This is a genomic window from Mesorhizobium sp. BR-1-1-10, from assembly GCF_020165595.1.
Classification (GTDB): Bacteria; Pseudomonadota; Alphaproteobacteria; order Rhizobiales; family Rhizobiaceae; genus Mesorhizobium; species Mesorhizobium australicum.
Genome location: NZ_JAIUIL010000007.1, coordinates 331,760 through 345,279 on the forward strand (window position 1 = coordinate 331,760; position 13,520 = coordinate 345,279).

12 protein-coding genes are annotated in these 13,520 nt (G+C 64.5%); 5 read left to right on the forward strand and 7 right to left on the reverse strand.

The window, feature by feature from the left end; translation table 11 throughout:
* Positions 1 to 2: 2 nt before the first annotated feature.
* From eutA to LB555_RS17865, 6 genes are all read right to left on the reverse strand, one after another.
* Positions 3 to 782 carry an ectoine utilization protein EutA gene (eutA, locus tag LB555_RS17840; protein ID WP_224683387.1) on the reverse strand — a complete coding sequence of 260 codons (780 nt, stop codon included), beginning with the start codon at positions 780 to 782 and terminating at the stop codon, positions 3 to 5.
* Positions 783 to 785: 3 nt separating this feature from the next.
* Complete coding sequence (gene ehuD / locus LB555_RS17845) at positions 786 to 1,445, reverse strand: ectoine/hydroxyectoine ABC transporter permease subunit EhuD (protein WP_015319077.1); 660 nt, start codon at positions 1,443 to 1,445, stop codon at positions 786 to 788.
* Positions 1,446 to 1,479: 34 nt separating this feature from the next.
* Complete coding sequence (gene ehuC / locus LB555_RS17850) at positions 1,480 to 2,139, reverse strand: ectoine/hydroxyectoine ABC transporter permease subunit EhuC (protein WP_015319078.1); 660 nt, start codon at positions 2,137 to 2,139, stop codon at positions 1,480 to 1,482.
* A gap of 172 nt (positions 2,140 to 2,311) precedes the next feature.
* The gene (ehuB, locus tag LB555_RS17855) at positions 2,312 to 3,163 is read right to left on the reverse strand and encodes an ectoine/hydroxyectoine ABC transporter substrate-binding protein EhuB (RefSeq protein WP_015319079.1); all 852 of its coding nucleotides are present in this window, start codon (positions 3,161 to 3,163) and stop codon (positions 2,312 to 2,314) included.
* 91 nt (positions 3,164 to 3,254) lie between these two features.
* On the reverse strand, positions 3,255 to 4,046 hold the full coding sequence (ehuA, locus tag LB555_RS17860; RefSeq protein WP_015319080.1) for an ectoine/hydroxyectoine ABC transporter ATP-binding protein EhuA: 792 nt from the start codon (positions 4,044 to 4,046) through the stop codon (positions 3,255 to 3,257).
* A gap of 178 nt (positions 4,047 to 4,224) precedes the next feature.
* Entirely contained in the window at positions 4,225 to 5,610 is a 1,386-nt protein-coding gene (locus LB555_RS17865; RefSeq protein ID WP_015319081.1) for a PLP-dependent aminotransferase family protein, read from the reverse strand.
* A gap of 83 nt (positions 5,611 to 5,693) precedes the next feature.
* Here LB555_RS17865 and LB555_RS17870 point away from each other — a divergent pair, with 83 nt between their 5' ends.
* From LB555_RS17870 to hutH, 5 genes are all read left to right on the forward strand, one after another.
* Positions 5,694 to 6,185 (forward strand): Lrp/AsnC family transcriptional regulator, encoded by a 492-nt coding sequence (locus LB555_RS17870; protein ID WP_015319082.1) that lies wholly within the window; start codon positions 5,694 to 5,696, stop codon positions 6,183 to 6,185.
* Between the two features lie 125 nt (positions 6,186 to 6,310).
* Positions 6,311 to 7,804: an NAD-dependent succinate-semialdehyde dehydrogenase gene (locus tag LB555_RS17875; protein ID WP_015319083.1), complete on the forward strand. Its 1,494-nt coding sequence runs from the start codon at positions 6,311 to 6,313 to the stop codon at positions 7,802 to 7,804.
* 33 nt (positions 7,805 to 7,837) lie between these two features.
* Positions 7,838 to 9,217: an aspartate aminotransferase family protein gene (locus LB555_RS17880; protein ID WP_015319084.1), complete on the forward strand. Its 1,380-nt coding sequence runs from the start codon at positions 7,838 to 7,840 to the stop codon at positions 9,215 to 9,217.
* Between the two features lie 9 nt (positions 9,218 to 9,226).
* Positions 9,227 to 10,321, forward strand: coding sequence for an alcohol dehydrogenase family protein (locus LB555_RS17885; RefSeq protein WP_015319085.1), 1,095 nt, complete (start codon positions 9,227 to 9,229; stop codon positions 10,319 to 10,321).
* Between the two features lie 148 nt (positions 10,322 to 10,469).
* Positions 10,470 to 11,966: a histidine ammonia-lyase gene (gene hutH, locus LB555_RS17890; protein ID WP_224683388.1), complete on the forward strand. Its 1,497-nt coding sequence runs from the start codon at positions 10,470 to 10,472 to the stop codon at positions 11,964 to 11,966.
* An 8-nt stretch (positions 11,967 to 11,974) separates the two neighbouring features.
* On the opposite strand, the gene LB555_RS17895 is transcribed toward hutH, so the two are convergent.
* Entirely contained in the window at positions 11,975 to 13,417 is a 1,443-nt protein-coding gene (locus tag LB555_RS17895) for an NAD(P)-dependent oxidoreductase (RefSeq protein ID WP_224683389.1), read from the reverse strand.
* Positions 13,418 to 13,520: the final 103 nt, after the last annotated feature.

Genomic DNA, 13,520 nt, shown 5'->3' on the forward strand with positions numbered 1-13,520 from the left:
CGTCAACCGCGCGGCAAGGGCAGCGTCATCAGACGGCCGAATTCGGGATGGGCTGTCTCATCACCGCAAAGGCGCAGACAATTCCAGGCGGTCGCCTGGTTGCTGGTCACCACCGGGCGGCCGATCGCCTCTTCCATGCCGGTGACCGCCAGCGCGCCGCGCAGTGCCGTGCACGACACGAACAGCGCATCGGCTTGCGGATGCGTCGCCTGGCGCGCGAGATCGATGAGGGCTGCCGGGGCAATGCGCGCCATCTCGCGGTCGTCCTCGAAGCCGAGACAGCTGAAGCTTAGGACTTCGAAGCCACGTTCGGCGAAATAGGTCGCCATCGGTCTGGAGGTTTCCACGGTATAGGGCGTGAGGATGCTGATCCGGCGCACGCCGAAGGCGTTCAGCCCGCGCACGCCAGCCATCGGAGGAGTGACAACGGGTATACCTGACTTGGCGGCCTGGATCGCCGTCTCGATCTCGGCATCGCCAATCACCACCGAGGCCGACGTGCAGGAGTAGCAGATGGCGTCGAGCGGCTCGTCGGGCAGGATCAAGGCAGCGCCCGCCGTCAGCGCCGGCTGCATCTTGCGCAGGTTCTCAGGCGTCGTCGGGTTGGCGTAGGGAATGCGCGCGACATAGACGCCGATCCGTTCGCTCGCCACCATGCGGCGAAAATCCGGCTCGGTCGTGTGGTCGGTGGCCAGGATGATCAGCCCGACACGGCGTTCCAGCGGACGCTCATCGAGCGCTGGCCGGTCGGGCACAAGCTTGATCTCGGACAAGAGCTTCATCTTTTATCTTTCGATCTTGCCGTAGCGGCGTTCCAGCCAGCGCAGCAGCACGACCGAAATCAGGCTGATGGCGAGGAAGAAGGCGCCGACCAGCGTGATCGGCTCAAGGTAGCGATAATAGGTGTTGGCGACGCTTTTCGCCTGGTTCATCAGCTCCAGCACTGTGATCGCCGAGAGCAGCGGCGTCTCCTTGAACATGGCGATGAAATAGTTGGCCAGCGCCGGGATCATCGGCGGAATAGCCTGCGGGATGATGATGTGGGACCAGGTCTGCCGCGCGCTGAGATTGCACGCCTTGGCGGCTTCCCACTGACCACGCGGCACATTGTCGATGCCGGCGCGGTAGACCTCCGCCGTGTAGGTGCCGTAGTGCAGGCCAAGTCCGATGACGCCGGCGACCAGCGGCGGCAAGAGAATGCCGATGTCGGGCAAGACGTAGAAGATGAAATAGAGCTGCACCAGGAGCGGTGTGCCGCGGATGAATTCGGCCACCCAACCGACGGTGCGCGACAGCGCCTTGTTGGGCGAGCGGCGCGCCAGCGCGATGCCCAGACCGACGATCGCGGCCAGCACCGAGCCGAGCAGCGTCGCCAGGATGGTGATCTTCACCCCCTGGATCAGCGTCGGCAGGATCTGCCGGACAAAGTCCCAGTCCCAATCCATCAGCGGACCCAATTCATCAGGAATGCTCTGGCCATCAGACGCGCACTCCGTCGAGGCCGCGCGCCATGCGGCGTTCCAGCGAGCGCACACCCCACGAGATGAGCAGCGCCAGGATGAAATAGATGATGAGGATGGTGGTGAACGGCACCATGGTGTTGCCGGTCTGGGCGCGCACCACCTGTGCCTGGAACGTCAGGTCGGCGAGCGAGATCAGCGAGACCACCGATGTCGCCTTGAGCAGTTCGATGGCGTTGTTGCCGAAGGTCGGCAGCATCACCAGAAACGCCTGCGGCAGGATGACGTGTCGCATGCCTTGCCAACGGCCGAGATTGAGCGCGACGCAGGCCTCATGCTGTTCGCGGCCGATCGACTGCACGGCGCCGCGCACCACCTCGGCTGCATAGGCGCCCACATTCAAGCCCAGCGCCAACACACCGGCCTGCAGCGGGGTCAGTTCGAAACCCACCAGCGGCAACACGAAATAGGCGAAGAACAGCTGCACGAAGATCGAGGTGCCGCGGAAGAACTCGATATAGGCCGTGGCCAGGGCCCGCAGCACGAAGAAGCGCGACAGGCGCCCCATGCCGGCGAGAAAGGCCATGATCAGGGCGAGCACCGACCCCATCAGCGTCAGCTCGATGGTGACAAGCGCTCCCTGCAATATCAGGCCGAAATAGCCGGACCACTGGGTCATAGAGTTGAAGTTTCCAACGTTGGTTTCAGCTTCCTTCTCCCCGTTTATGGGGAGAAGATGCCGGCAGGCAGATGAGGGGCAGCGCTAGCTTGTCCAAATATGGCGCCGCCCCTCATCCGTCACTTCGTGACACCTTCTCCCCGTGAACGGGGAGAAGGCAAGAAAGACGCCCTTATTTCGCCGCGCAGAGCTTGTCGCGCGTGGTCGACATAGCCGCCGCCGCCGAGAAACCGTAGGGCTCGATGATCTTTGCGAACTCACCCGACTTCTTCATCTTGGCGAGTTCGACATCGAAGGCGTCGCGCAACGCCTCGTCACCCTTCTTGAAGGCGGCGCCGTCGCAATAGACCGGCGCGCCCTGCACCGGGGCGATGACTTCGAGGTTCGGATCGGCGGCCTTCTTCATCAGGTCGTTGATCGAAAGGACAGGCAGCGAATAGGCGTCGATGCGGCCGTCCTGCACCATCTTCAGGCCACTCTGGCCGTCCGGCACGACGATGACGCGTTCGCGTGGCACGCCGGCGTTGAGCGCAAGCTTCTCCTCGGTGCCGCCGCCCGGCGCGCCGATGGTGGCTGACGTGTCCTTGGCGACATCCTCGTAGCTCTTGAAGCCTTTCGGATTGCCCTTCTTCACCAGCATCGCTTCGGCGTCGCACAGAACCGGCTCGGAATAGGCAACCGCGGCGCAACGCTCCGGCTTCATGAACAGGCCGGCGGTGACGACGTCGAAGCGGCCGGCCTGCAGGCCGGGAATCATGGCGCCATATTCCGAGATCGAGGCGGCGACATCGGCAACGCCCAGCCGCTTGAATATCTCGCGCGCGACGTCGGGCGCGGCACCCGAAACCTTGCCGTCGGCGGCGACAGCCGTATAGGGCGGCTCATTGGCGATGGCCAAGCGAGCGAAGCCTTGCGACTTCAGCTGTTCAAGCTTGCTGTCGTCGGCCGAACCCGTGATCGAGGCGGCCAGAACCGCCGAAAGCGCGAGACCGGCGACGCCGGCCAGAGTTCCAAGTTTCTTCATTGTTCCCAACTCCTTGTTCTTGTCTTGGTTTGCGTGATCTTAGGACGGCTCAACCGCCCATGGGGACGGCATCGCCGCCTTTGGCATGCGGTCAGACACGATGTCCGGCCGCGATGATCTTCTTCAGGAACCCTTGCGTGCGCTCCTGCTTGGGATTGCGGAAAATCTCGTCGGGCTTGCCTTCCTCGACTATCCTGCCGCGATCGAAGAACAGCACCCGGTCGGCGAAGTCGTGGGCGAAACCCATCTCGTGGGTGACCAGCAGCATGGTCATGTCGGTCTCGGCGCAGAGCCGCCACAAGACACTGAGCACCTCCTCGACCAGTTCCGGGTCGAGCGCCGACGTCACCTCATCGAACAGCATGATCTTCGGCTGCAAAGCAAGCGCACGGGCGATCGCCACGCGCTGCTTCTGACCGCCTGACAACTGCGCCGGCATCGCCTTCGCCTTGTCGGCCATGCCGACCATCTCGAGCAGTTCCATCGCCCGCTTCTGCGCCGCGGCGCGCGGCGTGCCCTTGGTCAGCATCGGCGCTAGGGTCACATTATCGATGACGCTCTTGTGCGGAAACAGGTTGAACAGCTGGAAGACCATGCCGGTTTTCTGGCGCATTCGCGCCAGGTGGCGCTCGTCAGCCGGCAGCAGCTGACCGTTGCGCTCCATGTGGTAGAGTTGCTCGCCGTCGATCTGGATGTGACCGCCGTCGATGCGCTCCAGCGTCATCAGGATGCGCAAGATCGTCGTCTTGCCCGAGCCGGAGGGGCCGATCAGCGCCAGCTTCTCACGCGGCATGACCTGCATCGACAGGCCGTCCAGAACCTTGAAGCTGCCAAAGCTCTTCGAGATGCTGTCGATCTTGATGATGGGCGCGGTTGCGGACAAATGAATTTCCCCGTGCTGGAGAAGCCTGGTGCCCTAACGATGCGGAACGCGCCAAATCATGTCAATTGGGAAAATAATATCATGACAATTATTCTGATTGCGCACATTTTCCGGTCAATCCCAGCCGGCTTTTTGGACATGCCTTTGTCAGAACGCCTTGGTGTATTGGGCGGCATGCTCAGATTGCAAGCAGCAGATGCTCCGGATCGCCAAGCAAGAGCTTGGTGACAACGCCGAGACCCGCGCGCAGTTCCCCCTCGGTGGTCGAACCCAGCGAAATGCGCACCGCCGGATGCCAGGGCGTATCCGAAATACGGAAGGAGGTGCCCGGCGCAATGGCCACGCCTTGCAGCCGAGCCTGGGCGACAAAGCTTTCCTCGGAACGGTCGGCCGGCAGTTGCAGCCAGATATGCAACCCGTCGCGACGGGCACGGTAGTCGACGCCGGCCAGCACCTCGCCCGCGATGTCCTGTCGCCGCCGCAACGCCGCGCGCTGCCAGCGCACCAGCTCCATCGCGGTGCCGTCGGTCACCCATTTGGTGGCGATCTCGGCCACCAGCGGTGTCGCCATCCAGTTCGAGACTAGATGCCGGTTGGCGACAGCGGCAACGTAGCGATCGGGCGCGGCGAGATAGCCGATGCGCAGGCCGGGCACGGTGATCTTGGTGAAGGAGGTGACGTAGAGCGTCCGTTCCGGCGCGAAAGCGGCGACCGGCGGCGGTCGATCCTCGACCAAGGGACCCAGCACGTCGTTCTCGATGATGGCGATGTCGTGCTTGCGCGCCACCGCCGCGATCTGCTCGCGACGCTCCGCATCCATGAGCGTTGCCGTGGGATTGATTACCGAAGGCTGCACGAAGACGGCGCGGATGTCGGACAGCCGGCAGGCTTCGTCCAGCGCTTCCGGAATCAGGCCATTGCCGTCGATCGGCAGGCCTTGAAGATTGAAGCCGAGATAGCGCGCCAGCGGCACCAGCGTATGATGACCGATCGCCTCGGTGGCAACGGTGGAGCCGGGCGGCGCCACGCTCATCAGCGCCACCGTCATGCCGGCCGTGGCGCCATTGGTGAGGCTGATATTCTGCGCGGAGGCGTCCAGCCCGCACAACTTCAGCCATTCGACCGCTACGGCACGGTGGCGCGGGAACACCATGTTTGGCCGGAACGACAGTGCCGAACTGGAAGGCAGGTTTTCGGCGAGCCAGCCCAGCGCCTGCTTCATCCGCTCCAGGTGCATCGGCTCGCAGACCGGCTTCAGGATCGACAGGTCGATGACTTCACCCAGGCGCTCCGGCAGATAAGGCGGCTCCGGTTCGCGGCGCTGCGTCTGCACAAAGCTGCCGCGGCCGATCTCGCCCGAAATCAGGCCGCGCCGGATCAGTTCCTCATAGGCACGGCTGACCGTCTGCACTGAAAGCTTGAGGTCGTCGGCCAGGCGGCGATGGGTCGGCAACCGCGTGCCGTTGGCGAGGCGGCCGTCGTGGATGGCGCGCGCGAACTGGTCGGCCAACGATTGATAGGCCGGCCGCCGGATGAGCGCGGGATCAGGGTGCCACAATGTCATGACTTATTAGAGATCGAAATCAGTGCAATTGACAATCGAAATAATGCGCCGTCATGGTACGATCGACGAGAAAGTGAGCGCTGATGACTGCTGCGAAACTCGACGCGATCGACCTCAAAATCCTCGACGCCATCCAGCGTGATGGACGCATCACCAAGCTGGCGTTGGCCGAGCAGGTCGGGCTGTCGCCGACGCCGTGCTGGATGCGGCTGCGCAAGCTGGAAAAGGCCGGCATCGTCTCGGGTTATCATGCCCGGATCGCCATGCGCGTTGTGGCGCCAGTCGCCACCGTGCTGATGGAGGTGACGCTGGCCAGCCACCGCCAGGCCGATTTCGACCGCTTCGAGCGCGTCATCCGCGACATCCCCGAGATCGTCGCCTGCTGGTCGGTAGGCGGCGGCGTCGACTATGTGCTGAAGGTGATGGCGCGCGACATCGACGCCTATCAGCGGCTGGTCGACGGCTTGCTCGATCGCGAGATCGGCATCGACCGTTACTTCACCTACATCGTCATCAAGACGGTGAAGGATGACATCGCGCTGCCGATAGCGGACCTGCTGCCGGCGTCGACCTAGACCGGATCGACTGCCCCCTCGCCGCAATAGAGAGACTCTCTCTACGGCCAGGCGTCCAAACAGCCTCTCTGTCTGCCGGTGATGGGTAGTCTCCCCGCATCAAACCGAACCGGGAGGCTTCGACCATGTCCGCGCATTTCGCCCGCTCGCATCGCCACGAAGCGCTCGACCGGCTCGCCGACCGCCGGCTGCTGCGCGAACTCGCCTATATCGACGGCCACTGGACGGCAAGCGGGGCGGCCGAGAGTTTCGAGGTCACCGATCCCGCGACCGGCACCACCGTGGCCTTCGTCGCAGCGCTCGATGCCGGCCAGACGACAAAAGCCATCGACGCCGCCGCGCGCGCCTTTCCGGCCTGGCGGGCGCTGCTGCCGCAGGAGCGCTCCAAAATTCTGCGAAAATGGTTCGAGCTGATCATCGCAGCGAAAGACGACCTCGCTCTGCTGATGACGCTTGAGCAAGGCAAACCGCTCAAGGAGTCGCTTGGCGAAATCGACTACGCCGCCTCTTTCGCCGAGTGGTATGCCGAGGAAGCAAAGCGCCTCAACGCCGAGAGCGTCACCAGCCATCTGCCGAACGCGGAAATGATGGTGCGGCGCGAACCGCTCGGTGTCGTCGGCGTGGTCACGCCGTGGAATTTTCCTTCGGCGATGCTGACCCGCAAGGCAGCCGCCGCACTTGCCGCCGGCTGCACCATCGTTGCGCACCCGTCTTCCGAGACGCCACTTTCGGCGCTGGCGCTGGCCGAACTCGGCGAACGCGCCGGACTGCCGGCCGGCGTTTTCAACATCGTCACCGGCAAGGCCGCGACGATCGTTGGGCGCATGTGCGAAGATGCGCGCGTGCGCGCCATGAGTTTTACCGGCTCGACCGAGATCGGCCGGCTGATCGCCGCCCAAAGCGCGCCGACGATGAAGCGGCTGGTGATGGAGCTTGGTGGTCACGCGCCGCTGATCGTCTTTGCCGATGCCGATCTCGACAAAGCGGTGACCATTGCCATCGACGCCAAATTCGCCACATCAGGCCAGGACTGCCTTGCGGCCAACCGCATCTATGTCCAGCGTCCGCTCTATGACCGCTTCTGCGCTGCTTTCGCCAAGCGCGTCGAGGCGCTGCGGGCCGGCAATGGCTTGGCCGATGACGTCGACATCGGGCCGCTGATGCATGAGCGCGCCGTCAAGAAGGTCGAGGAACAGGTCGCCGACGCCGTGGTCCTCGGCGCGCATTGCCTCGCCGGCGGCAAGCGCCATCAGGCCGGACCGCTCTTCTACCAGCCGACGCTGCTGGCCGATGTCGCCGACGACGCGCTGATCATGCGCGAAGAGACCTTTGGTCCGGTCGCCGCCGTCACGCCTTTCGACAGCGAGGACGAAGTCATCGCACGCGCCAATGCGACCGAATATGGCCTGGTCGCCTATGTGGTGACCGAGAACGGCGCGCGCCAGCAGCGCATGGGCCGCGCGCTCGACTACGGCATGGTCGCCATCAACCGTGTGAAGATCACCGGCGCGCCGATCCCGTTCGGTGGCGTCAAGCAGTCCGGCATCGGCCGCGAAGGTTCGCGCCACGGGCTAGAAGCTTTCACCGACCTCAAATACCTTTGCCTGGATGTGGCGTAGGCTCGCACCCGGATCTCTTTCAAGGAGTTAAAAATGCTCGACCAATCCAACGAACTCGCCGCATGGGATCGCGACCATTTCTTCCATCCCTCAACGCATATGGGCACCCACGCACGCGGTGAATCGCCGACGCGGATCATGGCCGGCGGTGAAGGCGTCACCGTCTGGGACAACAATGGCAGGAAGAGCATCGATGCCTTCGCCGGCCTCTATTGCGTCAATGTCGGCTATGGCCGCCAGAAGATATCAGATGCCATCGCGACCCAGGCGAAGAACCTGGCCTATTACCACGCCTATGTCGGGCACGGCACCGAGGCGTCGATCACGCTCGCCAAGATGATCATCGACCGCGCGCCGAAGGGCATGTCGAGGGTCTATTTCGGCCTCTCCGGTTCGGATGCCAACGAAACCAACATCAAGCTGATCTGGTACTACAACAATGTGCTGGGGCGGCCGGAGAAGAAGAAGATCATCTCGCGCTGGCGCGGCTATCACGGCTCGGGTGTCATGACGGGCTCGCTGACCGGGCTGGACCTCTTCCACAACGCCTTCGACCTGCCGCGCGCACCAATCCTGCATACCGAGGCGCCGTACTATTTCCGCCGCGTCGACCGCTCGATGAGCGAGGAGCAGTTCTCGCAGCATTGCGCCGACAAGCTCGAGGAGATGATCCTCGCCGAAGGGCCCGAAACCGTCGCCGCCTTCATCGGCGAGCCGATCCTCGGCACCGGCGGCATCGTGCCGCCGCCCGCCGGCTATTGGGAAAAGATCCAGGCGGTGCTGAAGAAGTATGACGTGCTCCTGGTCGCCGACGAGGTGGTGACGGGCTTCGGCCGGCTGGGCACCATGTTCGGCTCTGACCATTACGGCATGAAGCCCGACCTTATCACCATCGCCAAGGGCCTGACCTCGGCCTATGCGCCGCTGTCGGGCGTCATCGTGGCCGACAAGATGTGGCAGGTGCTGGTGCAAGGCTCCGACAAGCTCGGCTCGCTCGGCCATGGCTGGACTTATTCGGCGCATCCGATCTGCGTTGCCGCCGGCGTCGCCAATCTTGAACTGATCGATGAGATGGACCTGGTGCGGAATGCTGGCGAGACCGGCGTCTATTTCCGTGCCGAACTGGCCAAGGCCGTCGGGGGTCACAAACATGTCGGCGAGGTGCGTGGCGACGGCATGCTGGCGGCGGTGGAATTCGTCAAAGACCGCGACGACCGTGTCTTCTTCGATGCTTCGCTCAAGATCGGGCCGCAAATTGCCACGGCCCTTGCCGCGAGCGGCGTCATCGGCCGCGCCATGCCGCAGGGCGACATTCTTGGCTTCGCGCCGCCGTTGTGCCTGACCCGCGAGGAAGCCGACATCGTGGTGGCCAAGACCGCCGATGCCGTGAACAGCGTATTTGCAAATCTCTGAGACCGACTCATGAATGCCATAACCAAAACCCTCCCCGCCACCATGGCCGCCGTGCTGCTCACCGGGCACGGCGGACCGGAAAAGCTCGTCTACCGAACCGATGTGAAAGTGCCCGCGCCTGCGTCAGGTGAAGTGCTGGTGAAAGTCACCGCTTGCGGCATGAACAATACCGATGTCTGGGTGCGCCAGGGCGCCTATGGCACGGAAGAGGACGCGGCCGCCGTTTCGACTTGGCGCCGCCAGGGCAACACGCTGACCTTCCCGCGCATCCAGGGCACCGACACTGTCGGCACCATCGTTGCCGTCGGCGAAGGCGTTTCGTCGGATCGAATCGGCGAACGGGTGATGGTCGATTTCTCCATCTACAACCGCGACGACGATTCCCTGGCCGACATCGACTATATGGGCCATGGCCGCGACGGCGGCTATGCCGAGTATCAGACCGTGCCGGCCGAGAACGCGCATGTTGTCGACACTATTTTGAGCGACGTCGAACTCGCCACCTTCTGCTGCGCCTATCTCACCGGCGAACAGATGCTGGAACGGGCTAACCTCAAGGCAGGCGAGCGCGTGCTGGTCACCGGCGCGTCGGGCGGCGTCGGCTCCGGCATCGTGCAACTGGCGCGGGCGCGTGGAGCCATTCCCTTTGCTGTCGTGGGCAAGGGCAAGGAAAAGGCGGTGCTCGACATCGGCGCCGAGGCGGTCGTCACCCGTGGCGTCGCGGACCTGCCGCAAGCCGTGAGCGAGGCGACCGGCGGCCAGCCGATCGATGTGGTCGCCGATCTCGTTGGCGGCGCGATCTTCAACGACCTGCTGCGCATCCTGAGGCCCGAGGGCCGCTACACCACGGCCGGCGCGATCGCAGGTCCGGTCGTCCAGCTCGATCTCAGGACCATGTATCTGAAACAGTTGCAGCTGCACGGATCGAGCCAGGGCACGCGCGCCGATTTCCGCCGCATCGTTCGCTACATCGAACAGGGCAAGATCCGGCCGCTTGTCGGCGGCGTCTACAAACTCTCCGATTTCCACCGCGCACAAGCCGATTTCGTCGCCAAGGATTTCGTCGGCAAGCTGGTGGTGGTGCCCGACGCCGTCGCGAAGTGACCTGCCGAAACCTGCATTTCGCCTGAAGCTCCCCTCGCCTGCTGCTGCCACGATCGGAATGGCTTGCAGACCAGCCGGTAAGCCGCCACAAACGGTGACGCCCGCCGCGCCGTCGGCCCGGGCATACGGTCACGGATACAGGCGAGACATGACAGCCCGAATGATACTGCTCGACGCCAAGCCGCTTGGCATCGAGGATGTCGCCGAGATCGCGCGGCGCAATGCGCGGCTGATGTTGGGCGAGGAGGCGATGCGCCGCATCCGGGCGAGCCGCGCGCTCATCGAGCAGCTGACGCAACTCGGCAAGCCGATGTACGGCGTCACCACCGGCCTCGGCGCCTGCGTCGACACGCCGCTCGCGCAGGCCGATCTGATCGCCTTCCAACACAGCGTGCCGCTCAGCCACAGCATGGGCATCGGCCCGGCCCTTCCCACCGAGGCGGTCCGCGCGCTGATGGCCGCGCGCATTTCGGGAATGGCCGCCGGCGGCACCGGCACTTCCGAACGCGTGGTGATGGGCCTTGTGGCGGCACTCAACGCCGGCGTCCATCCGGTGATCCCGACCTGGGGATCGATCGGAGCGGCGGACCTTGCCCATCTCGGCCACATGGCGCGAGCGCTGCGCGGCGACGGCGAGACGGAGTTCCAGGGCAGGATCATGCCGTCGGCCGAGGCGCTCGCGCTCGCCGGGCTCGAACGGCTCGACCTGCGCGAGAAGGACGGCCATGCCATCATCGTCGCCAACAGCCTGTCGACCGGCGCGGCTTGCCTCTGCCTGGAGGATGTCGCCCACCTCATCGACTGGTCGCTGGCCGCGGTGGCACTCAACCACGAAGCGTTCCGCTCGTCACTCACCGCCATCGATGAAGCTGCGCTGTCGGCGCGACCGGCGTTCGGCCAGCGGGAGATCGGGGCGCGGCTGCGGGCGGAACTCGCTGGAAGCGGGCTCTGGAGGGAGAACGTCGCGCGGCGGCTCCAGGATCCGCTCAGCTATCGTTGCGTGCCGCAGGTGTGGGGCGGCCTGTTGCATGCGTTCGAACAGGCGAAGCTGGCAACGGAGATCGAACTGGCCCATTCCGGCGACAACCCGGTGATCCTACCCGAGGACGGACGCGTCGTCTCGAACGGCAATTTCGACCTCACCGCGATGACGCTGGCCTGGGAGCAGCTCGGCCAGGCGCTTGCGCATTGCGCCGTGGGCACCGCCAATCGCTGCATGAAGCTGATGTCGCCGACGGTGGCGGAACTGCCGCGCTTCCTGTCGGCCAGGGGCGGCAGCCGCCAAGGCTACGCCGAATTGCAGAAACCGCTTGCCGCGCTGGAGGCCGAGATCCGGCATCTGGCCAACCCGATGTCGCTCAGCCCGCTTGCCGTATCGGACGGGATCGAGGACCAGTCGTCGATGGCACCACGGGTGGTGGCCAAGACAGCCGAGATTGTCGAACGCCTGCGCTATCTCGTTGCGATGGAGCTGATCTTCGCGGCGACGGGCGTGGAGTTGCGCGGCGTCGTCGACAGTATGGGCGAAGGACCACGGCGCACCTACGCCGCCGTGCGTGCGCTCGTCAGCCCGCTCGACGACGACCGCGAGATGAGCGCGGACATGACGCGGGTCGCCCGGATGGTGGCTGGTCCCCGAGACTGAGTTCCGGCTTATCGCTGGAAAGGTCCCCTGAGATTGAGGTTCTCGGCCAGAAGGCAGAAGCGGTCGATCAACCGGACAAGGTCCTCGCCCTGCTCGGCGACAACGGCGCCTCGCTCGGCAGGCGAGTTATCGGAGAGAGCCTTCCACAACCGGCCTTGCCGATCGCAGAGATCCGCCAGCTCGGAACATTCGCTAGCGGTCAGTTTCAAGAGCTGGCCGGAGGTCACCAATCCAATGCCTGGAGGCGTGGTTGCTCCAAGGGAAAGATAGGCCGGCGGCACGCTGCCTTTTGCGTTCGTCACCGACTTTCGGCAGATGACATCGAAGATCTGGTCGACGGCCTGCTTGGCGCCGGCGACGCGCGAGGGATGATCCGTATCGGCTGCCGCATGCGGCAGAAGCTCGAGTTTTCCGCTGTGCTTCTCGACGAGGCCCAGATAGGGCAGCATCGGTCCGGAAAGGCGACCGGTCGCGGCATCCTTGAACAGGTCGGCATCGATCGCGGCATGACGCACCCTGCCCGAGGACAAGGCTTCGCCGAGGGCCGCAACGTCGACAAGCTCGCCGCGATCGTAGTTGACCAGCACCGCGCCTTTGTTCACGCGCGACAGGACATCCGCGCCGATGAGCCCGGCATTGGCGTAGCGGCCGGTCTGCGCATCCTGCTTGCCCAGGCCGACATGAACACTCAAGACATCGGCACCATCAGCCGCATCGAGGAGATCCGCCGCATAGACAAAGCCTTCGGCCTCTATCCAGTCCCGATGCCGGGGCCGTGCGTGGATCACCACGCGCATGCCGAAGGCCTGGGCAAGTTTGGCCACCTCCCTGCCGATATTGCCGTAGCCGACGATCGCGATCGTCTTGCCTTCGAGCTTTTCGGTCGGGAAATCGCGCAGCTCCCTGCCGGTGTCGAAGGCGCCGCGCGCCACCCGGTTGTGAAGCAAGTCCACCGGGAGATCCGGCAGCACTTTCAGGATCGCCTTCATCACCATCTGCGCCGTGGCGCGGCTGTTGATGCCGGGCGTATTCATCAGCACGGCCGTACCGCCTTCGCCGCTGCCGCCGCCCCAGGAGTGCGAACCCATATTGCCGGTGCCGGCGCCGATGCGGACGCCGGCGAGCGGAAAGACGGTTTCGGCGGGCAGGAAGGTCGCGGCGGCAATGACGGCATCATAGCGTCCATCGCCGGCGACTTCGATCAGCTCTTCGCGGGTGCTGAGGTCCGGCTGATAGAAGAAATGCACGCGGCCAGATTCGAGAGCGGCCTTGTCGCCAAGCGCAGCCGCATGAAAGCGGCCGCCCTTGGCTTCGATATGCGCACGCACCTCCGACGGGTCGGGCTTTCCGTCGGCGTCGAAGCGCAGGCCGATCAGATCGCAGACCAGCACGGTGTAGGCGCGTTGCGGATCGACCGGTTCAACGGCGCGGGTGTCGGCATTTGCGATCACGTCGATTTCCCTCGTGCAAGAGCGGAGTCCTGCTGGTCCAGCAGGCTTTGAATAATCAGAACCTATCCGCCGGGAACGGCGCGAGATCGATCACCGGCGGCAG